Genomic DNA, 22,347 nt, shown 5'->3' on the forward strand with positions numbered 1-22,347 from the left:
TTATGGCAGGGTTAACCGATTCGTTCTTTGCTATCGAGCCTGCCATGACTTCACTTGCCCCACGGGACATCGAGGCGCGCTACCGCTTCGCGCGTGAGATCGCCCGCGCCGCCGCCGATCTCGCCTTCAGCTTTTATCAACGGCGGCAAACCCTGGCCATCGACTTCAAACAGGGGCTGCAGGACGTGGTCAGCGAGGCCGATCGCCGCGTCGAAGCGCTAATCCGCCGCATGATCAGCCGCCGTTTTCCCCAGGATGGGTTTCTCGGCGAGGAAAGCGGCAGCGCCGGCGAGAATGCCGCCTGCATTTGGGTCGTCGATCCGATTGACGGCACCGCCTGCTTCCTGAACGGATTGCATACCTGGTGTATCGCGATAGGCGTGGTGATCGACGGCGAGCCTACGATAGGCGTGGTCTACGATCCCAACCACCGCGAGATGTTCCGCGCCTGTCGCGGCGGCGGCGCCTTTCTCAATGGGGAGCCGATCGCTGTGCATGCCGGGCGCAGCGTCGCGGATGGCGTGATGGGCGTCGGGATTTCCCCGCGCGCCTCGGCGGCGGAATTCAGCGGCTTTCTCTGTCGCCTGCTGCAGGCGGGCGGGATGTTCGTGCGCAGCGGCTCCGGCGCGTTGATGACCGCCCAGGTGGCCGCCGGGCGGCTGCTGGGCTATTACGAACCGCATATGAACGCCTGGGACAGCCTGCCTGGGTGGGTGCTGACGCGCGAAGCCGGCGGCGTGGCGAATGACTTTATGCACAACGACGGGCTGCGGCGCGGCAACCCGCTGCTGCTGGCCAACGCGGCGCTCTACCCGCAGTTGGCCGAGCTGATTCATATGCCGGGCTTGATCGGCTCGACGTGCCCTATCGCGCGCGTGATGGCCGGATAAAGCGCGCGCAGCCGGCGCTCGACCCGATCGACCGCATCGTGCGCGGCGGCGATGGTCACCGCCGGCGACACCCGGCAGTGGAAGTTGACGATGATGCCGCCGTCGCTCTTGCGCGCGCGGACGTTGTGTACGTCCTGCACGTTCTCCCCTCGCTCCAGCGCCGACTGCAGGATCCGCCGAATATCGGCCAGCTCCGTCGCCTCGACATCCTCGCTGGTCAGCCAGTGCGGCGTCTGCGGCTCCAGGTGCGTCTCTATCTCGGTGTCTTCACCGATCGCCTGGCGCAGGATCCCCTCTATCTCCGTGGCGATGTCATGCGCCTGCGCCACGCTGGCGTTGGCCGGCACCGCCAAATCCATGCCGATCGCCATGCGCGTCGGCAGCTGCTGCAAGGTCACATTCTGTACCTGCGCGCCGTGGTTGGCGGCGATCGCCCGAATGCGCGTCGCCATGTCTTCATCGCTGCGGGTCTGCGGCACCGCGATGACGGTGAATTCCGCCCTGGCGTAGTGCTCCCGCAGTCGCTCGACGATCTCTCGCTTCAGCGCGTCGATGCGCTCCAGCGGCAAGGTGCGGCACACCGCCACCGTGATCTCGACGAACAGCACCGCGCCGGCATTGCGAATGCGCACGCTGTCGCAGGCCAGCACCGCCGGAAAACTTGCCAGCGTGGCGCGGATAGCCTCAGTAGCCCCGGCCGGCGCGGCATCCATCAGTGAATCGAAGGAGCGTTTACCCAGTTTGATCGCGGCGACAAAGATAAAGCCGGCGACGATCAGCGCGGCGATGGCGTCCGCGCGGCCAAAGCCCAGCAGCACAAACACCATGCCCAGCAGCACCACGCCGGACGAAAGCATGTCGGAGAAGAAATGCAGCGCATCCGCTTCCAGCGCCGCGCTGTCGGTCGCTTTGGCGACGCGGTTGAGCGCCCGCACGCGGAAGAAATCGACGCAGATGGAAATCAGCAGCACCGCGATCACCACCGGCGCGGCGACGATCTCATGCGGCTGCCCGAGCAGGCTGCTGCCCGCCTCATAGACAATCCAACCGGCGGCGCCCAGCAACAGCAGCACCTCGAACAGCGCCGCCAGGTTTTCCACCTTGCCGTGGCCGAAGTGGTGATCGTCATCGGCGGGCTTATCGCTGATGCGCACCGCCAGCCAGGTGATGCTGGTGGCGATAAAATCGGTGAAAGAGTGGATCCCTTCGGATATCAGGCCAATACTGCCGGTAAAAATGCCGGCGACAAATTTGCCCGTGGCCAGTAACCCGCTGGCGATCATCGAGTTTCTGGCCACGGCCTGTTTTTCATTCTGCATTATGCTGCTCACATTCGGACGGTGATTTATTTTTTTATTTTAGAGGATAATTGCCAGACAACGGCGATCAGCAGCATACTGCCAGAGAATGTCAGCATGAGGCTAGTAAGAAAATTGGATTTTCCGGTGGAATAAAAATAAATCTCATTAACGCCAACCGAGATCATTAAAATGGCGTAGAGCAATCCCAGAATAAGAATCGTCATTATTATCAACTCCTGTATCAGGCCGCGCGTTCGGCGCGCCGCTAAAAATCCTCCCCATAATAAATAACGGTTACGGGGAGGATGCATCTAGGCGGATCTTTTGCGTTCATCAATCATCCCATTTGGTGCTCATATAGGCCGCCAACAGGCCCAGTGAGCTGATCATTGCCAGGAATCCCATAAAAATAGTCATGTTTCCCATTGTTTTTTCCTCAGGTTAAATGTTATCGATAAAATCCCCTCGCGTTAAATATCGGGGTTGGTCGGTATCCATATTTTTTAACGTCCTCCTCTTTTTTGTCACACTCCCGCCCTTTTAGAGCGGGAACCATTTAAATCCCCAAAACGTACTGGGCAATTTTGAAATAAATAATCAGGCCGGTGCCGTCGATAAAGGTGGCGATAAACGGCGCCGACACCACCGCCGGATCGATGCCGAGCCGTTTCAACAGCATCGGAATGATCGACGAGACAATCGCGCTCCACACGGTGATCGCCACCAGCGACAGGCTGACCACCAGCGTCACCTCCATGCCGACGCCCATGATCCAGGCGCGCACCCAGGCCGCCAGGCCAATGGTGACGGCGATCAGCAGCGAGGTCGTGACCTCTTTGCGGATCACCGCGCCAAGATTGCGCAGGCTGACCTCGCCCAGCGCCATGGCGCGCACCAGCGTCGAGGTGATCTGGGTGCCGCTGTTGCCGCCGGTGCCGATCAGCAGCGGGATAAAGAACGCCAGCGCGATCGCCGCTTCGAGTTGCTCTTCAAACGCCTTGAGCACGTTGCCGGTGTAAGCCTCGGCGACGAACAGCATCAGCAGCCACACCGAGCGTTTGCGCCACAGCGCCCACGGGCTGGTCTCCAGATAAGGCTTGTCCAGCGGCAGGCTCGCGCCCTGGCGCTGCGCGTCTTCGGTGTTTTCAGCCTCGACCAGCCGGGCGATCTCTCGCTCCCCCAGCACGCCGACCAGCGTGTTGTTCGCCACGACCGGCACCACGTCCAGGCCGCCCTTGCCGAGCAGATGCGCCACGTCGTTGCGATCGTCGTCGGGTGAAACCTGAAAATAGCTGTGATCCATCATCACGCCGACCGCTTTATCCTGCTCGTCGCACTGCAGCAGTTTTTTCACCGACAGTGTGCCGCGCAGATGATAATCGTCCGCGGTAATAAATACCCGGGTGGGAATTTCATCCGTTTTAAGCTGTGAAAGTAAATATTCCCGGGCATGATTGACCGTCATCGTCGCGGGAACGGTAATAAAATCGGCGTTCATATAGCCGGCGACCGATGTCTCGTCGAGAGTTTCAGTCGCGCTCAGCGCCGGAGAAGAATAGTGTTGATGTGACTTTATCATTTTGTCAGTCCCTATTTCTGTTTTGAACTTCAACAGCGAATCGCATAGGGGCGTAACCACAGAGGGGGAGTGCAGACTGCCTATCTCCGCGTCCAGGTTTTAGCACTATACAACGTATCCGAATTGTTGCTCGGAAGTTACTTTGGGCTGAACCTTAATCCGATAAAGCCTGTCTTAACCTTGGGCATCTCTCGATGTCGTCAGATCAGTAACCTGTGTTTGTATAGGAGCCTCGCCAAACGAGATACTGCATATAAACTACCGGCGCAGTATAGGCGGTGTTTTATCCGGCGGGAAGAAAAGATTGCCCGTCGTTTATGGAGTATTTAGGATAATGTTATTAAACACGAATCTATAAAAACGGCTGATATAAATCAGCCGCTTTTATATTTCTCAGTGCTCGAGAAGGTAGACGTTTTTATCGTACAAGGCGCCCTGGCGGGTAAAGTCGATCCCCTTCACGTAAGGTTTAATGAGCGTGGCGTTGGCCTCGTAGTACACCGGCGCCACCGGCGTATCGGCGGCCAGCACCGCCTCGGCCTGCTGGAAGTAGCGCTGCACCTGCTGCGGCGTCTGCGCCGCCGTCGCCTGGTGCAGAATGCGGTCATAGTCCGGGTTATGGTATTTGGCGCTGTTCTCGCTGCTGTCGGAACGGAACACGTTCAGAAAAGTAGACGGATCGTTATAGTCCGCCAGCCAGCGGGTAAAGGCCACGCCGTACTGCCCGCGGTTGATATTATCCAGCGTCACTTTACGCTCCTGGCTTTGCAAGCGGGCTTCTACCCCAAGGTTCTTTTTCCACATGGCGGCGGCGGCGATGACGATCTTCTTGATGGTGGCGTCGTTGCTGTACAGCACGGTAAAGCGCAGCGGATTCTCGGCGTTGAAACCGGCCTGCGCCAGCAACTGCTTCGCCTGGGCGTGCCGCTGTTCCGGCGTCCAGCCGGCCGCAGCGCCGGGCGGCAGGCTATAGCCACCCGCCCCCGTTGGGGTAAAGGTCCAGGCCGGCTGTTGGCCGTATCCCAGCACCTTGCCGGCGATAATCTCTTTGTCGAGCGCCAGATTCAGCGCCTGGCGCACCCGCAGGTCGTTAAATGGCGCCTGGCGATTGTTGAAGGCGAAGTAACTGGTGGAGAGCAGCGGATAGGTCACCAGCTGTTGCTCGCCGAGCGTTTTTTTCAGCTGCTGATACAGCTCCGGCGGCGTGGTATACCCCAACTCAACCTCACCGGCGCGAAAACGCGCCACTTCCGGGAACCCCTGTATCGGTAAGAACGTCACCTTGTTGAGCACGGTGTTGGCGTTGTCCCAATACTGCGGATTGCGCTCCACCACCACCTTTTCGTTCACCACCCACTGGCTGAGGCGAAATGCGCCGTTGCCGACAAAATGCGCCGGTTGAGTCCAGTTCTTGCCGTACCGCTCCACCACCTTGCGGTTAACCGGCAAGACCGGAAAATGCACCAGCTGCTTGAGCAAGTAGGAGTTGGGCTCCGACAGCGTCACTTGCAGGGTGTGCGCGTCCAGCGCCTTGACGCCCAGCTCGCTCGGCGGTTTGCTGCCGGCGTTGATCGCCGCGGCATTCAGCACGTAGGCCGAAGCCAGATAGCTGCCGTACGGCGACGCGGTTTTCGGATCGGTGAGGCGCCGCCAGCTGTAGACAAAATCGTCGGCGGTCACCGGATCGCCGTTCGACCATTTGGCCTGCGGCCGCAGATGGAAGATCCAGACGTTGCCCTGATGCTCCCATTTCTGCGCCAGCGCCGGGACCGCTTCGCCGTCTTTACCGACGCGCAGCAGCCCTTCGAACAGATCGTTAAAGATGTAGAACTCCACATTGCTCTCGGCCAGGTTCGGATCCAGCGTCGCCGGTTCATACCCGTTGGCACGCACCAATTCCTGTACCGGCGCCAGTTTAGCGCCCGCTGGCACCTCGGCCGCCTGAGCGATCGCCACGTTAAAAGCCAGGAGGATTAAACCAGCCAATTTACTGCCATTAAATGAATATTTCACGTCGATATCCCTGATTAGTGTTTTATCGCGTTCAATATGCAATTAGGCAGTGGAATAAATTAAATCATTAATCGCTATGAGTCATAACCAAAAGCGGTGTTGAATTTCTTTCATTATCAAAGAAATATCCCTCACCGCGCTTTTCGCTTTCAAACACAATGTGCGTTGCCGTCCTCTACTTGATGTTCACGGTCGTGATACCAAACAGCGGCAGGCCTTTAACCGGCTCTGGGCCGGGTTCCCCCCACACCATTAAGGATTTACCGCTCGCCTGTGCCTGGATCGCCAGATTCACCAGCAATTTCGGATAGGGTTCATTAGTCGCTACCGACAGCGGAAACACGTTTTCGTATAATCCTCCATCGATCGCCATCTCCACATGCACGCAATCATTAGCTACATCGATGACCACGATAGGATTGGTATAAAACGGTCCATTAGACATAGGTACCTCTCTCACGATTTCTTATTGAATATGATTCGTCATTCGCGTTGACAGCCCGTGTTATTAATACCTGAACGAAACGCTGAAGAACGATATGAAAAGACTGAAGAAAAAGAACGCCAATCGATAACAAGACGTCAACATTGCAACAGCTTAATTGCCATTACAGCGTTGACAAGGAACTGATGTAAGTCAAATGTAAATCCACACTTACCCGTCACCTCCATGAATACACTGAGAATATTTACAAAAAAAAGATAATGACAAAATAATTCAATATAAATCAACGAGATGAAATACAACAACCACTTAATCCATATTAATTAATTGGTTGCAAGAAAAGGTTAACACCAAAATAATAGACAGAAGAAATCAGTAGCATTTCAATTTAAAAATAACATTAAAAAACCCTCTTGATATCGCCATAACACCTAACTACCTTTAAATGGCTTCGAGATGTACATGAAGCTACCGCCGGTTATAAAACCAATAATTGGCGAATGATTGAATAAAAAATAATTACCGAAAGAGCAAACGGGAAATATAAAAACTTGCCGTGAGGATAGGATGCAACGGTCTGCTTGCCATACCGTTTTCCTTCGAGGGCAATGACTATTTCCATTCAGATGCAATTACCTGTCTGGTGGTTAACCGGATTCAGCGTGATATGCACTTCAGACTGACTCAGCAAAAATCACAGGAGTTTACCTATGCCTTCATTGCAAGATATTACGCCTGAACAGGCTAACACATTGAATAAACAATCACGTGACGCCTATAACGCGGAAGTGCAGAGCCGGCAGGCGCTGCTCAACCAACATCCGCAATTGAAACCGGCGTTCAACCAGCAAGTGCATCCGCAATCCTTGTGTGGATGCGGGTGCCAACAAAATATCTGCGGCTACTTCAGCTTCCAGGGTTGTGGATGCGGGTGTGGTTGCGCGCCACATGCGGAGACCGTGCAAATTTCCGCACAGCTCGCCAATATTGGTCCCAATGCCCCATCAAGCGGTACATCGGTGCGTTTTATCGGCCAGGCCACCGGCACCGGCTCAGACGGTAACATCAACATCCCGACAATCTATTTGCAAGGCACCGTGCCCGATGCCGAAAATCTGATCGGCGTTCCGTTAACCCTGCAACTGGCCATCAACCCCGGTTCGATCGTCCTGACGCTACTGGAGAATGGTCGGGTGCTGACCTCTTTGGTTCATCCGCCGCAGTACGCTGGCAGTATCAACGGGCAATTCTTCGGCGTCGGCAACGGTGAGTTTGTGCCGGCGTGACAAGAAGCAAGCCTGACGGGCGGCCGCCTGCGATGGCAGGTTGGCCGCTCACTGTGAGATAACACGTCCCAATTCTATTCAGGCAATCAATACAGATTATTCCAGCCGAAACTTAACTTATCCTTAAGGCAATTCATTTTGTGAGCGATCGTCAAAAATAATTTAATACGAATCGTTTTCACTATCATTATTGATGTTCTTGGCTAAAATCGGCCTGCTTGCGCTTGCCAGGCGATATTCGTTTTCCTCATTCGAACGCTAAAAAGGATAACTGCATGAAGCTGCGTATTTCATCTCTCGGCCCCATCGCCCTGCTCGCCTCCTCGATGATGCTGGCCTTCGGCGCTCAGGCGGCCTCCGCCGACCAGGGCATCGTCATTTACAACGCCCAGCATGAAAACCTGGTGAAATCCTGGGTCGATGGGTTTACCAAAGACACCGGCATCAAGGTCACGCTACGCAACGGCGGCGACAGCGAGCTGGGCAATCAGTTGGTGCAGGAAGGCAGCGCTTCGCCTGCCGACGTGTTCCTGACGGAAAACTCCCCGGCGATGGTGTTGGTGGATAACGCCAAGCTATTCGCCCCGCTGGACGCCGCGACGCTGGCCCAGGTGGAACCGCAGTATCGCCCAAGCCACGGCCGCTGGACCGGCATCGCCGCCCGCTCGACCGTGTTCGTCTACAACCCGGCCAAACTGACCGACGCGCAGTTGCCGAAGTCGCTGCTGGATCTGGCCAAGCCGGAATGGAAAGGCCGCTGGGCCGCCTCGCCGTCTGGCGCCGATTTCCAGGCGATCGTCAGCGCGCTGCTGGCGCTGAAAGGTGAAAAAGCAACGCTGGAGTGGCTGAAAGCGATGAAAACCAACTTCACCGCCTACAAGGGCAACAGCACGGTGATGAAAGCGGTCAATGCCGGCCAGGTCGACAGCGGCGTGATCTATCACTACTACCCGTTCGTGGACGGCGCAAAAACCGGCGAAAACAGTAATAACATCAAGCTGTATTACTTCAAACATCAGGATCCGGGCGCGTTCGTCAGCATCTCCGGCGGCGGCGTGCTGGCTTCCAGCAAGCATCAGCAGCAGGCGCAGGCGTTCATCAAGTGGATCACCGGCAAACAGGGCCAGGAGATCCTGCGCACCAACAACGCTTTCGAATACGCCGTCGGCGTCGGCGCGGCCTCCAACCCGAAACTGGTGCCGCTGAAAGATCTGGACGCGCCGAAAGTAGACGCCGCGCAGCTGAACGGTAAAAAAGTGGTCGAACTGATGACCGAGGCGGGCCTGCTGTAAGGCAGGCCGGCAAACCGAGAGTTTTTGATCGTTATGTCAAACCTGAGTACCCACGCCGCGCAGACCGCGCGGCGTTATTCTATTGCCCCCCGTCACCCGCGGCCGGGGGCGATCGTGGTGGCCAGCGCCGTGTTGCTGTCGCTGCTGGCGCTGCTGCCGCTGGGATTCGTTATCGGCGTGGCGTTTGAAACCGGCTGGCAAACGGTCAAAGCTCTGGTTTTCCGCCCGCGCGTGGCGGAACTGCTGTTGAACACCCTGCTGTTGGTGGTGTTGACGCTGCCGATCTGCGCCGTGCTGGGCGTAGCCCTGGCCTGGTTGACCGAGCGCACTACGCTGCCGGGCCGCCGCCTCTGGGCGGTACTGGCCACCGCGCCGCTGGCGGTGCCGGCCTTTGTGCAAAGCTATGCCTGGATCAGCCTGGTGCCGTCGATGCACGGCCTGGGCGCCGGGGTCTTCATCTCGGTGCTCGCCTATTTCCCGTTCATTTACCTACCGGCCGCCGCCGTGCTGCGCCGTCTGGATCCCGGCATCGAAGACGTCGCCACCTCGCTCGGTTCCCGGCCGCCGGCGGTGTTTTTTCGCGTGGTGCTGCCGCAGCTGAAGCTGGCGGTCTGGGGCGGTTCGTTGCTGATCGCATTGCACCTGCTGGCGGAGTATGGCCTGTATGCCATGATCCGCTTTGATACCTTCACCACCGCGATCTTCGATCAGTTCCAGTCGACCTTCAACGGCCCGGCGGCCAACATGCTGGCCGGCGTATTGGTGCTGTGCTGCCTCGGGCTGCTGTTGCTTGAGGCTCTCAGCCGCGGCCGCGCGCGCTATGCCCGCGTTGGTTCCGGCAGCGCCCGCAGCCAAACGCCGCGTCGCCTTTCGCTGCCGCTCGCCGCGCTGGCGCTGTTGCTGCCGATTTCGCTGACCGCGCTGGCGCTGGGCGTGCCTTTCATCACCCTGGCCCGCTGGCTGTGGCTGGGCGGATGGGAGGCGTGGCGCAACGCCGAACTGTGGCCCGCGCTGTGGCAAACGCTGTCGCTGTCCGCCGTCGGCGCGTTGCTGATCACGCTGTGCGCCATTCCGATGGCCTGGCTGTCGGTGCGCTATCCGGCCCGGCTGTACCGCGTGCTGGAAGGCTGTAACTACGTAACCAGCTCGCTGCCCGGCATCGTGGTGGCGTTGGCGCTGGTGACCATCACCATTCACAGCTTCCGGCCGATTTACCAAACCGAAATCACCCTGCTGCTGGCCTATTTGCTGATGTTTATGCCGCGGGCGCTGATCAATCTGCGTGCCGGCATCGCACAGGCGCCGGTGGAATTGGAAAACGTGGCGCGCAGCCTCGGCAAATCGCCGGCGCAGGCGCTGTGGAGCACTACGCTGCGGCTGGCGGCGCCGGGTGCCGCGGCGGGCGCGGCGCTGGTGTTCCTGGCGATCGCCAATGAGTTGACCGCCACGCTGCTGCTGGCGCCGAACGGCACCCGCACGTTGGCCACCGGATTTTGGGCGCTGACCAGCGAGATAGACTACGTCGCCGCCGCGCCTTATGCGCTGATTATGGTGGCGCTGTCATTGCCGCTCACCTGGCTTCTTTATTCTCAATCTAAACGCACGGCGGGACTATGAGCACGCTCGAACTGCACGGTATCGAAAAATCCTATAACGCCATCAGGGTGCTGGAACGCATCGACCTGCAGGTTGCCGCCGGCAGCCGCACGGCGATCGTCGGCCCTTCCGGCTCCGGCAAAACCACCCTGCTGCGCATCATCGCCGGCTTTGAAATCCCCGACGGCGGCCAGATCCTGCTGCAGGGGCAAGCCATGGGCAACGGCGGCGGCTGGGTGCCGGCGCATCTGCGCGGCATCGGCTTCGTTCCGCAGGATGGCGCGCTGTTCCCGCACTTTACCGTCGCCGGCAACATCGGTTTTGGCCTTACAGGCAGCAAGCGTGAGAAACAGCGGCGCATCGAGGCGCTGATGGAGATGGTGGCGCTGGATCGCCGTCTGGCCGCGCTGTGGCCGCACGAGCTGTCCGGCGGGCAGCAACAGCGGGTCGCGCTGGCGCGTGCCCTGTCGCAGCAGCCCCGTTTGATGCTGCTGGACGAACCGTTCTCGGCGCTGGATACCGGCCTGCGCGCCGCCACCCGCAAAGCGGTCGCCGAACTGCTGACGGAGGCCAAGGTGGCGTCGATTCTTGTTACCCACGATCAGAGCGAAGCGCTGTCGTTCGCCGATCAGGTAGCGGTGATGCGCAACGGCCGGCTGGCGCAGGTGGGCGCGCCGCAAGATCTCTATCTGCGGCCGGTCGATGAGCCGACCGCCAGCTTCCTTGGCGAAACGCTGGTGTTGACCGCCGAACTGGCGCACGGCTGGGCCGACTGCGCATTGGGGCGCATCGCCGTCGACGATCGGCAACGCAGCGGCCCGGCGCGCATCATGCTGCGCCCGGAGCAGATTCAAATCGGTTTGTCAGATCCGGCGCAGCGCGGCCAGGCGGTGATCACCGGCATCGATTTCGCCGGCTTCGTCTCTACGCTCAACCTGCAAATGGCCGCCGGCGGCGCGCAAATCGAGATCAAAACCGTCAGCCGCGAAGGCCTGCAGCCCGGTTCTCAGGTCAATCTCAACGTGATGGGCCAGGCGCATATTTTCGCCGGTTGACTCACTTAAGACCGGGCCAACGCCTGGCCTTCTCAACGGCAAATTTTGTCGCGACGCGGCTTTTTCGGCGCCAGCAGATAATCCACTACGCTTTCGTCAACGCAGCTGTCGATGCCGTTCAGCGCCAGCGTATGCCCGTCGCGTTCGCGGGTGATCAGCGGGCTTTTAAAGGCGGCGGCCATCACCTGCGCGTTGCGGTACGGCGTGGTCGGATCGTAGCGCTGGGCGACGAACAGCAGCGGCGGCAGCGCGGCGGACGCCACCGGCGTGTGCGGCCGATCTTTGCCGCGATACGGCCACAGATCGCACATCTCCAGCGGGTATTCGTGCAGCGGCAGATAGTGGGCATACAAAGCGGCGGTATTGATCTCCTGCCGCTGCCGGCGCAACTGCTGCGGATCGGCCGTCGGGTTGGCGACGTCGGCGCAGGTGATGACGTTCAGGGCGTCATCGGCATCCGGCGAATAGCTTTCGTCGATCAGATCGGAAACCTGCTGCCCGGCGATCCCGGCATCGAGCTGGCGCAGCACGGTGGCCAGCTCATGCCAACGCTCCGGCCACAGCAGCAGCGAACGCGTGACCGTCAGCACGTCGTCGGCGGAGATTTCATACCCCGCCGCGGTGACGAACGGCTGCTCATGCAGCTTGCGCAGCAAGGCGTGATAGCGCTGCAGCGCCTGATTGGCGCCGCCACCCAGCTGGCAGCTGTCGGTTTTTCCACAGTAGGCGGCGAAGCGCAGGAAGCTTTGCTGGAAACCCCGCTCCTGGTTCAGCCGCTGGGTGAAATCGTCCTCCGCCAGATCCACCACCCCGTCGAGCACCAGCGCGCGCGTTTTCTTCGGAAAACGCTCGGCATACAGCGCCGCCACCTTGGTGCCGTAAGAGTACGCCACCGCCGTCAGCCCCGGTTCGCCCAGCGCGTGGCGGATCGCATTCAGATCGTTGACCGCTTCGTCGGTGCCGATATGTTGCAGCACGTCCGCGCCGGTCTGTTTGATACAGGCGGCAATCAGGGTGCGCGTCTGGCTTTCCGCACCGGCCACGTCGTTGTCGTCCGGTGACGGGGTTTCGTCGCCTTCGGCCAGCTGGCAGGAGATTTTCGGCGTCGATTGGCCGACGCCGCGCGGATCGTAACCGATGATGTCGTAGGATTTTCGCAGTCTGGCGACGTGGGCGTCGTTGCCTAAATAAGGGTTAATGCCCGGCAGACCCGGCCCGCCGCTGATCATCACCACGCTGCCCTTTTTCGGCCCGGTAGCGGGCAGCAGGGTCAGCGCCAGCCGCACGGTCTGTTCGCCCGCCCGCGCCGCATGAGCAGGAGGCGTAGCGTACACCAGCGGCGCTTCAAGGTAGCCGCAGCGCAGCCCCGGCGGCGGCGGCTCATCGAACCAGCGTTGAAAGCCGCTGTTGAGACAAGATTGCCAACGAATGCCGTTCTCGGCCGCCGCGCCGTGAGCCGCAGGCCTGGCCTGGGCGGGCAATGCGGCGGCGGTCGCGGCGAGCAGCGCCAGAATACGCAGTACTGACATGGGGAGTCCTTTCAACGCAACGAATCGGTCAAAGGTTAACGGTACTCGGTTAAACCGCTAGCCAATAGAACACAAAAAACCGCGCGGGTGAAGCCGTCACCGCGCGCCCGGCAAGACTTTTCTTTGCTCAGATTGCTCTTATAACGCACATAATGCTGCAAAAAGTGCCGTTCACCTGCTAGGCTTAAGGTTCGTTAACCCACAAGGAACAGGAGAGCAGCATGTTTGGAAAAGCGGAAGACAAAGCCAATGAAGCCGCAGGCGCGGTAGAAGAAGCGTTCGGCAAAGCCGTCGATTCGCCGGAGCATCAGGTGCGCGGCGCGGCGCGCAAATACGCCTCCCAGGCCAGCTATGCCGCCCGAGACGCAGCGGACAGCGTAAGAACCCAGGTGGAAGCCAACCCGCTGGCCGGCGTGGCCGTTGCGGCGGCGGTCGGCATCGTTTTCGGCTTCTTGCTGGGACGCAAATAACGGCGAATTCGCCGCTCGACAACAGGCCCGTTACGGGCCTTTTTTTTCGCCCTTTCCTCCACCTGCTTGCAAACTTTTATCTATCACAGCCATCGCTTAAAAAAACCAACGCCTTCAACTACGATTAGTTTGTGACCAGAGCGAGGCTCTGCGATCCGGCAGATAACCCTATGAGGATTATCACCATTATCCATGCTGTTTAAGCCGCTCTCCTTCACGCGGCTAAGAAAGGTTGATTATGGCTCGCACCACCCCTATCGAACGTTACCGCAATATCGGCATCTCCGCGCATATCGATGCCGGCAAGACCACCACCACCGAGCGGATTCTGTTTTACACCGGGGTCAGCCACAAGCTGGGTGAAGTGCATGACGGCGCGGCGACCATGGACTGGATGGCGCAGGAACAGGAACGCGGCATCACCATCACTTCGGCGGCCACCACCTGCTTCTGGAACGGCATGCAGCATAATTATCCGCAGCACCGCATCAATATCATCGACACCCCCGGCCACGTCGATTTCACCATTGAAGTGGAGCGCTCGATGCGCGTGCTGGACGGCGCCGTGATGGTCTATGACTCGGTGGGCGGCGTGCAGCCGCAGTCGGAAACCGTCTGGCGCCAGGCCAATAAATACAAGGTGCCGCGGCTGGCGTTCGTCAACAAGATGGACCGCATCGGCGCGGACTTTTTCCGCGTGCGCAAAATGATGATCGAGCGCCTGAAGGCCAACCCGGTGCCGATCGTTATTCCGATCGGCGCCGAAGACCACTTCAGCGGCGTGGTGGATCTGGTGCGGATGAAGGCCATCCTGTGGGACGAAGCCTCGCAGGGCATGAACTTCAGCTTCGAAGAGATCCCGGCCGAGCTGCGCGATTCAGCGCAGGAGTGGCGCGAAAACATGATTGAGGCCGCCGCCGAAGCCTCGGAAGAGCTGATGGAAAAATACCTCAACCAGGTGCCGCTGAGCGAAGAGGAGATCGTCCACGGGTTGCGGGTGCGCACCGTCGCCGGCGAAATCCAGCCGATGCTGTGCGGCTCGGCGTTCCGCAACAAAGGGGTGCAGCGCATGCTGGATGCGGTGATCGAGCTGATGCCCTCGCCGCTCGACGTGCCGCCGATGGAGGGCCACGGCGAACATGATGAAATCATCACCCGCAAAGCCGACGACAACGAAAAATTCTCGGCGCTGGCGTTCAAGCTGATGACCGACCCGTTCGTCGGCCAGCTGACCTTCGTGCGCGTCTACTCCGGGGTGCTGGCCAAAGGCAGCAGCGTTTACAACCCGATCAAGGGCAAAAAGGAGCGCATCGGCCGCATCGTGCAGATGCACGCCAACGATCGTAAGGACATCGACGAGCTGCACGCCGGCGACATCGCCGCCTGCGTCGGCCTGAAGGACGTCACCACCGGCGATACGCTGTGCGACCCCGGCGCCATCATCACGCTGGAACGCATGACCTTCCCCGAGCCGGTGATCGCCCAGGCGATTGAGCCGAAGACCAAGGGCGACCAGGAGAAAATGGGCATCGCGCTGCAGCGCCTCTCTTCGGAAGATCCGTCGTTCCGCGTGCGCACCGATGAAGAATCCGGCCAGACCCTTATCTACGGCATGGGCGAGCTGCACCTGGAGATTATCGTCGATCGCATGCGCCGCGAATTCGGGGTGGAGACCACCACCGGCAAGCCGCAGGTGTCGTACCGCGAAACCATCCGCAAACGGGTGGCCGACGTGGAAGGCAAGTTTGTGCGCCAGTCCGGCGGTAAAGGGCAATACGGCCACGTGGTGCTGACCGTCGAACCGAACGAACCCGGCAAAGGCTTCGAGTTCTTCGATGAGATCAAGGGCGGCGTCATTCCGGGCGAGTTTATCCCGGCGGTGAAAAAAGGCGTGCTTGAGGCGCTGAACAACGGCGTGCTGGCCGGTTATCAGGTGGTAGACGTCAAGGTGCACCTGACCTTCGGTTCTTACCATGACGTCGACTCGTCGGAACAGGCGTTCCGCATGGCGGCGATCTTCGGCTTCAAAGACGCCTGCCGCCTGGCGGATCCGGTGATCCTTGAGCCGATCATGTCGGTGGAGGTGGAAACGCCGGAAGATTACGCCGGCAACGTGATGGGCGACCTCTCCTCACGCCGCGGTCTGGTGCAGGGCATGGAAGAGATCCCGGGCGGCGGCGGCAAGGAAATCCGCGCCAAGGTGCCGCTGTCCGAGATGTTCGGTTACTCGACCACCCTGCGTTCGATGTCGCAGGGCCGCGCCACCTACACCATGGAATTCAGCCACTACGCCGAAGCGCCGCGCAACGTGGCCGAAGAGATCATTCACCACAGCAAGCGTTAACCCTCGCGCCCGCCTTCGCGGCGGGCGTCACCCCTGCTTGTCTTCCAGCGCCACCACCACCGGCTGCGGCTTGATGCGCATGGCGTACACCACGCCGGCGATCAGGCAGACGATGCCGGCCAGCGTCAGCAGCGGCGGCCAGGCCTGGCGCAGCAGAAAGGTATAGGCCAACCCCGCCAGAATTTCGAACACGATGAGCGGCCCCACCAACACCGTCGGCAGCCGCTGGCTGGCTTCGTTCCAGCACAGCGCCCCCAGCCAGGAGCAGAACACGCCGATGACCAGCATCAGCGGGATAAACACCTCGGGGCGCGGGCCGAACGGCAAGGCGAACGCCGGTTCGCTCAGCGCCAATTGGCCGCAGACCGCCAGATAGCCCAGCAGCGCCAGCGGCAGCGTCACCAGCCCTTGCGCCGTGGCCCAGGTGGCCGGCCGCTGCGTCGGGTTTTCCCGCAGCCAGCGCGAGTTTCGCAGCGGGAACCAGGTCCAGCACGCCACCGCCAACACGGCCAGCCCCAGGCCGCTGAGATAGCGCCAGCCGTCGACCGGCAGCGCATTGCCGCGCAGCTCGGCGACGTTCACGCACGCCAACCCGCAGACGATCAGCAGCAGCGCCGGCGCCAGCTTGCTCCAGGCCAGTCGCCCGTCGTGCCGGCCGTAAAACAGATTGGCGCAGAGGGCGATCACCACCGGCAGGGTGCCGATGATCATGGTCGACACCGGTGCGCCGGTACGCTGAATGGCGCTGGCCAGGCACAGGTAGTACAGCAGGTTGCCGATGGCCGTCAGCTTGAGCGCCTCCAGCCAATCCTGGCGCCGCAGCTTGCGCAGGCGGCGACGATCGAGCCAGGCCAGCGGCAAGGTGATCAGCCCGAAGGCCAGATAGCGCCCGGTGGACTGCAGCGCGGCGGGATAATCCGGCACCAGCAGCGGGCCGACAAAGATCAATCCCCACATCAGCCCGGCGGCCAGGGCAAACACAACGCCAATGAACATAACGACTCCGACAAACGGCCGGCGCGGCCAACCCGCCCGACAAGATAACGGCAGAGTAGCGAAAACGCGGGGAGGAATTATTGTAGCAGGTTGCTGTTTTAGCCCAATTTCACCTGTTTCTGGAAACGCACCGGCGTGACGCCGTAACGGTTGGCGAAGGCGCGCGTCAGGTGCGCCTGATCGGTCAGCCCCGCCGCCGCCGCCACCTGTGCGGCGGGCATGCCGCGCTCCAGCATGTGTTTGGCCTGCGACAGCCGGATCGCCATCAGCATCTGCTGCGGCGAAACGTGGTATTCGGCCTTGAACTTGCGCAGAAAATGGTACGGGCTGAGCGACACCAGCTCGGCCAACTGATTGAGGGTCACCGCCTCGGCGAAGTTATCGTGCAGGTAGCTTTTCACCACCTCGAAACGGTGCGCCGCCTCGGCTTTTTCCCGCTGCCCGGTGCGGATATGCGGGTACAGCAGCTCGACCGCCTCCAACAGCAGGCCGTCCAGCGTAAGCGGATCGTCGGTTTGCCACAGCGTGGCGAGAATGGCGGACAGGCGCTGCGCCGCCCGCGGATCGTGGCGCACCGCATCGGTGAACCACTGGCTCCGATCGCCGGACAGCTGCTCCAGCGCCTCGGGCGCCAGATAGAGCATGCGGTAACACCAGCCGCCCGGCGTTTCGGCTTCGCCGGTATGCAGCTCGTCGGGGTTCATCAGTACCAGCGCGCCCGGCGCCGCCAGATGCTGCGCGCCGCGATAGCGGAAACGCTCCGCCCCGGTGTCTACGGTGCCGATAGCGAAGGCGTCGTGGGTATGCGGCTCGAAGGCATAGCGCTCAATGTGCGCCTGATAGAGTTCGACGCCCGGCAGATGCGACAAATGGCGGAACTGCGCGCAATCCTTCTCGAACGGAAACTGTTGCGGTACCCCTTGCACTCGACCTCCTCGTCCGTGCTGACAATCTGCTCAGCATAGCCAAAACATCGCCGGTTGAGTAGCCGCCCTGGCGCTTTCGTGCCCCTCGCCTGGACGATCGCCGCCATTCGGCGTAGGGTTAAGGTCCCTGTCCCTTTCAGGCGCGCCGCATCGCGAAGCTCATCGGCCCCTGACACTCCGCAAACAAGAGGCAACAATGTATCCGGATACTCAACTGTATATCGATGGACAATGGCGCAACGCGCTGGCCGGGAAAACTCTGCCGGTCACCAACCCCGCCACCGACGAAGTAATCGGTCAGGTGGCGCACGCCGCCACAGAGGATCTCGATCTGGCGCTGGCCGCCACCGAGCGCGGATTTAACGTCTGGCGCGACACCGCTGCGCACCAGCGCGCCAACCTGATGCGCAAAGCGGCGGCGCTGCTGCGCGAACGCGCCAATGCCATCGCCGCCGTCATGACGCAGGAACAGGGCAAACCGGTGGCGCAGGCCAAAGTCGAAATTCTCAACGCCGCCGACGTTATCGACTGGTTCGCTGGCGAAGCCACCCGCACCTACGGGCAGATCATTCCGTCCCGCGCCCGCGACGTGCAGCAGCAAACCCTCAAGCTGCCGGTCGGCCCGGTGGCCGCCTTCACGCCGTGGAACTTCCCGATCAACCAGATCGTGCGCAAGCTGTCCGCCGCGCTGGCCGCGGGCTGCTCCATCATCGTCAAAGGCCCGGAAGAAACGCCGGCCTCGCCGGCTGAGCTGATCAAAGCCTTCGCCGACGCCGGCATCCCGGCCGGGGTGATCGCGCTGGTGTACGGCACCCCGGCGGAAATCTCGGAATACCTGATCCCGCATCCGACCATTCGCAAGATCTCCTTCACCGGCTCCACCCGCGTGGGCAAGCATCTGGCGGCGCTGGCCGGCCAGCATATGAAAAAGGCCACCATGGAGTTGGGCGGCCATGCGCCGGTGCTGATCTTCGACGACGCCGATCTCGACGCGGCGGCCAAAGAGCTGGCGCAGTCCAAGTTCCGCAACGCCGGCCAGGTCTGTATCGCCCCGACCCGCTTCCTGATTCAGCAAGGCGTTTATGAAGCCTTCGTGGAGAGATTCACCGCCGCCGTGCGTGAACTCAAGCTCGGCAACGGGCTGGAAGACGGCGTCACCATGGGGCCGATGGTGCTGGGCCGCAGCGTCGACAATATCGAGGCGCTGGTGCAGGATGCCGTCGCCCACGGGGCAAAAGCCTGCACCGGCGGCAAGCGCGTGGCGGGCAAAGGCAACTTCTTCGAGCCGACGGTACTGCGCGACGTGCCGCTGAGCGCGCGCGCCATGTCGGAAGAGCCGTTTGGCCCGGTTGCCCTGCTGCGCCCGTTCGCCACCTATGACGAGGCGATCGCCGAAGCCAACCGCCTGCCGTACGGCCTGGCCGCCTACGCTTACAGCCGCAACATCGCCACCGTCAATGCGCTGGGGCGAGACGTGGAGAGCGGCATGCTGAGCATCAACCACATCGGTTTCGGCCTGCCGGAAACGCCGTTTGGCGGCGTGAAGGACTCCGGTCACGGCACCGAAGGCGGCAGCGAAGCGATCGAATCCTACCTGGAAACCCGCTTCGTCACCGTCGCCGGCCGTTAATCGAACGCCGAATAAATAGCCAAAAGCCCCGCAGTGCGGGGTTTTTTTTACTCGCGAGCCAGCTCGAACAGCCGCCGCGCCGCCGGAGTCAGCCCCAGCATGTGAATACAGGCATGCACCATGCCCGGCAACCGTTCGCAGCGTACCGGCACGCCCGCCTCGCGCAGCCGTTGCGCATACTGCTCGGCCTCATCGCGCAGCGGATCATATTCGCAGCTCAGGATGGTGGCCGGCGGTAACCCGCGCAACGTGGCGGCGTGCAGCGGTTCGGCGCCGGGATCGCGCCGCTGGGCCAGATACTGCTGCCAACAAAATACCATCGCGTCGCGCGTCAGAAAGTGCCCCTCGGCAAACTCGCGATAACTGGTCGTCGCCATCTCGCGGCTGAGCGCCGGGTACAGTAGCAGCTGGCGCTCGATGTGCGGGCCGCCGCGATCCCGCGCCAGCAGCGCGACCGCCGCCGCCAGATTGCCCCCGGCGCTGTCGCCGCCCACCGCCAGGCGCTGCGCGTCGATCCCCAACTGCGGCGCCTGTTGCGCCACCCAGCAGAGCGCCTGATAGACATCTTCCAGCGGCTGCGGAAACGGGTATTCCGGCGCCAGACGGTAGTCGACCGACAGGATCACCCGGCCGGTGGCGTTGGCCAGCGCCTGACAGGGCCGATCGTACAGCGCCAGCGAACCGAGGCACCAACCGCCGCCGTGGGCGAACAGCATCGCCGGCTGCGCGGCGGCGCGGTTTTCCCCCGCTGGGAGATAGGCGCGCAGCGCGATCCGATACCCATCGGCGGCGACCACCGTAACGTCTCTGACGCCGCCGCTCGGTTCCGCCTCGCCCTGCAGCTGGCGTAAACCGGTTTCCGTGGCCGCGCGCATTTCCGCCAGCGACGCGGGAGGCGGCGCATCGGCCGATGCCGTCAAAAAAGCGGCAATGCGTTCATCGAGCGGCATGCGGCTCTCCTGCCAGGAACGGCGTAATCAGTGTGATAAACGCCTCGTGACACTCCTCGGTAATGAAATGCCCGCAGCCGGCGACCGTTTCGCCCCGCAGATCGTGCGCATTGCCCCGCAGCGTCGTCAGCGGCGCGTCGCCGGTGGCGTGCTCGGCCCCCACCGTCAACACCGGCATCGTCAGGGGCGTGGCGGCGCGCAGGCGGTTCTGCCGCACGGTCTCCGGGATCGCCCGGTAATAGTCGAACCCGGCGCGCAGGCCGCCAGGCGCTGAGTAAGCCGCGATATACACCTGCGCCGCCACCCGATCGCGCCGATAGGACCAGCGATTGAAGATATAGCCAAGATACTCCCGCTCACGCCCCTGGGTCAGGGTCTCCGGCAAATCCGCCAGCTGATTGAACATGAAATGCCACAGGAAAATGTTCTCCTCCGGCGCGACGAAAATCGGCGGCGGCGGCGCCAGACCGGGGATCACCGCCTCCGTCAGCACCAGACGCTCCACCGCCTGCGGGAAATCGCTCGCCATGGCGTATCCGATCCACATGCCGATGTCGTGGCCAACCAGTTGGTAACGTTCATGGCCCAATTGCGCCATCATCGCGTGCAATGTCGCACCGATGCTGCCGGTGTCATAGCCACCAGCGGGCTTGTCAGAATCGCCGATGCCCGGCGGATCGACGGCGATCGCCTGAAAACCGGCCGCCGCCAGCGCTTGCATCACATGGCGCCAGGTGTACCAGGTTTGCGGCCAGCCGGGGATCAGCAGCACCGGCCGCCCTTCACCGGCCATCACGCAGTGAAGGCGCCGGCCGTTGACCTGGAGATAGACATGTTCCGCCGCGAGATCCGCCAACGGGATCTCGTTCTGTAGGTATTGCATGGGGTGACTCCCTGAAGGATTAGGCTCAGCGAATACCGAGCAACGCGTTGATCTGCTGTGGGTTGACCGGCGCGCCGGCGAAGTCGTCGAACACTTTATCGGTGACGCGGATAATGCGATCGCGGATGAAGGCTGCGCCTTCGCGCGCGCCGTCCTGCGGATTTTTCAGGCAACATTCCCACTCCAGCGCCGCCCAGCCCGAATAACCGTACTGCGTCAGACGCGAAAAGATGCCGTTGAAATCGACCTGGCCGTCGCCCAACGAGCGGAAGCGGCCGGCGCGATCGATCCAAGATTGATAGCCGCCGTAAATACCCTGGCGACCGGTCGGATTGAACTCGGCGTCCTTGACGTGGAACATGCCGATAACCTCTTTATAGATATCGATAAACTCCAGATAGTTGAGTTGCTGCAGCACCATATGGCTCGGATCGAACAGCACCCGGCAGCGCGGATGATGGCCAACGCGCTCATGAAACATTTCGAATGTCACACCGTCGTGCAGATCCTCGCTCGGGTGAATTTCGTAACACAGGTTGATCCCCTGCTCGTCGCAGGCGTTAAGCACCGGCAGCCAGCGCCTGGCGAGCTCGTCGAACGCGGTGTCGATCAGCCCTTCCGGGCGCTGTGGGAACGGGAACAGATAGGGCCAGGCCAGCGAACCGGAAAAGGTGCCCAGCTCGCTGAGCCCGAGCCGCGCCGACGCCTTCACCGCCAGCAGCATTTGCTGCCGCGCCCACTCGCCGCGCGCCTGCGGATTGCCCTGCAGCGCCGGCGGCGCGAAGCTGTCAAACAGCGCATCGTAAGCCGGGTGTACCGCCATCAGCTGGCCGAAGATATGGCTGGTCAATTCGCTGACCACCAACCCCTGTTCCGCCAACATGCCGGTCAAATCATCGCAGTAGGTTTGGCTTTCCGCAGCGGTGGCCACGTCGAATAAACGCCGATCCCAGGCCGGGATCTGCAGCGCGCTAAAGCCGGTCTGCGCCGCCCACTCGGCAATGGCGGGCAGGCTGTTGAACGGCGCTGTCTCATCGCTGAACTGCGCGAGATGCAGGCTTGGACCTTTGAGGGTTTTCATCGTAAACTCCTATTTGTTGTCGATTGACAAACAATAGGAACAAAGCGCGATGACCGCAAGCGAAATTTATAAAGACATTGG

Annotated in this window: 20 protein-coding genes and 1 riboswitch; of the genes, 8 read left to right on the forward strand and 12 right to left on the reverse strand. The window is 61.2% G+C overall.

Going from position 1 to position 22,347, the window contains the following annotated elements:
- Positions 1-44 precede the first annotated feature (44 nt).
- Positions 45-890, forward strand: a complete 846-nt coding sequence (locus ACJ8IM_RS20420) for an inositol monophosphatase family protein (protein ID WP_033653110.1) — start codon at positions 45-47, stop codon at positions 888-890.
- Here the strand turns inward: ACJ8IM_RS20420 and ACJ8IM_RS20425 are convergent.
- The 6 genes from ACJ8IM_RS20425 to ACJ8IM_RS20450 form a co-directional block, all read right to left on the reverse strand.
- The gene (locus tag ACJ8IM_RS20425; protein WP_033653109.1) at positions 833-2,209 is read right to left on the reverse strand and encodes a cation diffusion facilitator family transporter; all 1,377 of its coding nucleotides are present in this window, start codon (positions 2,207-2,209) and stop codon (positions 833-835) included. The two genes, ACJ8IM_RS20420 and ACJ8IM_RS20425, sit on opposite strands and share 58 nt — an antisense overlap.
- 26 nt (positions 2,210-2,235) lie before the next feature.
- The gene (locus ACJ8IM_RS20430) at positions 2,236-2,415 is read right to left on the reverse strand and encodes a hypothetical protein (protein ID WP_033634607.1); all 180 of its coding nucleotides are present in this window, start codon (positions 2,413-2,415) and stop codon (positions 2,236-2,238) included.
- Positions 2,416-2,524: 109 nt separating this feature from the next.
- Positions 2,525-2,617 carry a protein MgtS gene (gene mgtS, locus ACJ8IM_RS20435; protein ID WP_004938109.1) on the reverse strand — a complete coding sequence of 31 codons (93 nt, stop codon included), beginning with the start codon at positions 2,615-2,617 and terminating at the stop codon, positions 2,525-2,527.
- A 130-nt stretch (positions 2,618-2,747) separates the two neighbouring features.
- Positions 2,748-3,770, reverse strand: coding sequence for a magnesium transporter (locus ACJ8IM_RS20440; protein WP_033653108.1), 1,023 nt, complete (start codon positions 3,768-3,770; stop codon positions 2,748-2,750).
- Between the two features lie 77 nt (positions 3,771-3,847).
- A riboswitch (M-box (ykoK) riboswitch) is annotated at positions 3,848-4,021 on the reverse strand.
- Positions 4,022-4,163: 142 nt separating this feature from the next.
- A complete protein-coding gene (locus tag ACJ8IM_RS20445) occupies positions 4,164-5,783 on the reverse strand; it encodes an ABC transporter substrate-binding protein (protein WP_033653107.1) in 1,620 nt (539 codons plus the stop codon).
- A gap of 175 nt (positions 5,784-5,958) precedes the next feature.
- The gene (locus tag ACJ8IM_RS20450; protein WP_033653106.1) at positions 5,959-6,228 is read right to left on the reverse strand and encodes a hypothetical protein; all 270 of its coding nucleotides are present in this window, start codon (positions 6,226-6,228) and stop codon (positions 5,959-5,961) included.
- Positions 6,229-6,938: 710 nt separating this feature from the next.
- Between ACJ8IM_RS20450 and ACJ8IM_RS20455 the strand changes: the two genes are divergently transcribed.
- The 4 genes from ACJ8IM_RS20455 (at position 6,939) to ACJ8IM_RS20470 (ending at position 11,457) form a co-directional block, all read left to right on the forward strand.
- Positions 6,939-7,514 (forward strand): hypothetical protein, encoded by a 576-nt coding sequence (locus tag ACJ8IM_RS20455; RefSeq protein ID WP_033653105.1) that lies wholly within the window; start codon positions 6,939-6,941, stop codon positions 7,512-7,514.
- A 275-nt stretch (positions 7,515-7,789) separates the two neighbouring features.
- On the forward strand, positions 7,790-8,806 hold the full coding sequence (locus tag ACJ8IM_RS20460; protein ID WP_033653104.1) for an iron ABC transporter substrate-binding protein: 1,017 nt from the start codon (positions 7,790-7,792) through the stop codon (positions 8,804-8,806).
- Positions 8,807-8,839: 33 nt separating this feature from the next.
- The gene (locus ACJ8IM_RS20465) at positions 8,840-10,423 is read left to right on the forward strand and encodes an ABC transporter permease (protein WP_033653103.1); all 1,584 of its coding nucleotides are present in this window, start codon (positions 8,840-8,842) and stop codon (positions 10,421-10,423) included.
- Entirely contained in the window at positions 10,420-11,457 is a 1,038-nt protein-coding gene (locus ACJ8IM_RS20470) for an ABC transporter ATP-binding protein (protein ID WP_033653102.1), read from the forward strand. Before ACJ8IM_RS20465 ends, ACJ8IM_RS20470 begins: the two co-directional genes overlap by 4 nt.
- Before the next feature lie 32 nt (positions 11,458-11,489).
- Here ACJ8IM_RS20470 and ACJ8IM_RS20475 read toward each other — a convergent pair whose 3' ends face one another.
- A complete protein-coding gene (locus ACJ8IM_RS20475) occupies positions 11,490-12,986 on the reverse strand; it encodes an alpha/beta hydrolase (RefSeq protein ID WP_033648393.1) in 1,497 nt (498 codons plus the stop codon).
- A 221-nt stretch (positions 12,987-13,207) separates the two neighbouring features.
- Here ACJ8IM_RS20475 and ACJ8IM_RS20480 point away from each other — a divergent pair, with 221 nt between their 5' ends.
- A complete protein-coding gene (locus tag ACJ8IM_RS20480) occupies positions 13,208-13,456 on the forward strand; it encodes a glycine zipper domain-containing protein (RefSeq protein ID WP_004938127.1) in 249 nt (82 codons plus the stop codon).
- A gap of 238 nt (positions 13,457-13,694) precedes the next feature.
- The gene (fusA, locus tag ACJ8IM_RS20485) at positions 13,695-15,800 is read left to right on the forward strand and encodes an elongation factor G (RefSeq protein ID WP_033648394.1); all 2,106 of its coding nucleotides are present in this window, start codon (positions 13,695-13,697) and stop codon (positions 15,798-15,800) included.
- Positions 15,801-15,827: 27 nt separating this feature from the next.
- Here the strand turns inward: fusA and ACJ8IM_RS20490 are convergent, their stop codons facing one another.
- Positions 15,828-16,796 (reverse strand): DMT family transporter, encoded by a 969-nt coding sequence (locus tag ACJ8IM_RS20490; RefSeq protein WP_033653101.1) that lies wholly within the window; start codon positions 16,794-16,796, stop codon positions 15,828-15,830.
- 98 nt (positions 16,797-16,894) lie between these two features.
- Complete coding sequence (locus ACJ8IM_RS20495; protein ID WP_033653100.1) at positions 16,895-17,722, reverse strand: AraC family transcriptional regulator; 828 nt, start codon at positions 17,720-17,722, stop codon at positions 16,895-16,897.
- A gap of 196 nt (positions 17,723-17,918) precedes the next feature.
- Here ACJ8IM_RS20495 and ACJ8IM_RS20500 point away from each other — a divergent pair, with 196 nt between their 5' ends.
- A complete protein-coding gene (locus tag ACJ8IM_RS20500) occupies positions 17,919-19,352 on the forward strand; it encodes an NAD-dependent succinate-semialdehyde dehydrogenase (RefSeq protein WP_033653099.1) in 1,434 nt (477 codons plus the stop codon).
- 47 nt (positions 19,353-19,399) lie between these two features.
- On the opposite strand, the gene ACJ8IM_RS20505 is transcribed toward ACJ8IM_RS20500, so the two are convergent.
- The 3 genes from ACJ8IM_RS20505 to ACJ8IM_RS20515 are packed head-to-tail and all read right to left on the reverse strand — an operon-like array spanning position 19,400 to position 22,266.
- Entirely contained in the window at positions 19,400-20,302 is a 903-nt protein-coding gene (locus tag ACJ8IM_RS20505; RefSeq protein WP_033653098.1) for an alpha/beta hydrolase, read from the reverse strand.
- Positions 20,289-21,185, reverse strand: a complete 897-nt coding sequence (locus ACJ8IM_RS20510; protein ID WP_033653097.1) for an alpha/beta fold hydrolase — start codon at positions 21,183-21,185, stop codon at positions 20,289-20,291. The genes ACJ8IM_RS20505 and ACJ8IM_RS20510 overlap by 14 nt, the downstream gene beginning before the upstream one ends.
- 25 nt (positions 21,186-21,210) lie before the next feature.
- Positions 21,211-22,266: a sugar phosphate isomerase/epimerase family protein gene (locus ACJ8IM_RS20515; RefSeq protein ID WP_033653096.1), complete on the reverse strand. Its 1,056-nt coding sequence runs from the start codon at positions 22,264-22,266 to the stop codon at positions 21,211-21,213.
- Between the last annotated feature and the right edge of the window lie 81 nt (positions 22,267-22,347).

The organism is Serratia sp. CY33525, from assembly GCF_052169115.1.
Lineage (GTDB): Bacteria > Pseudomonadota > Gammaproteobacteria > Enterobacterales > Enterobacteriaceae > Serratia > Serratia sarumanii.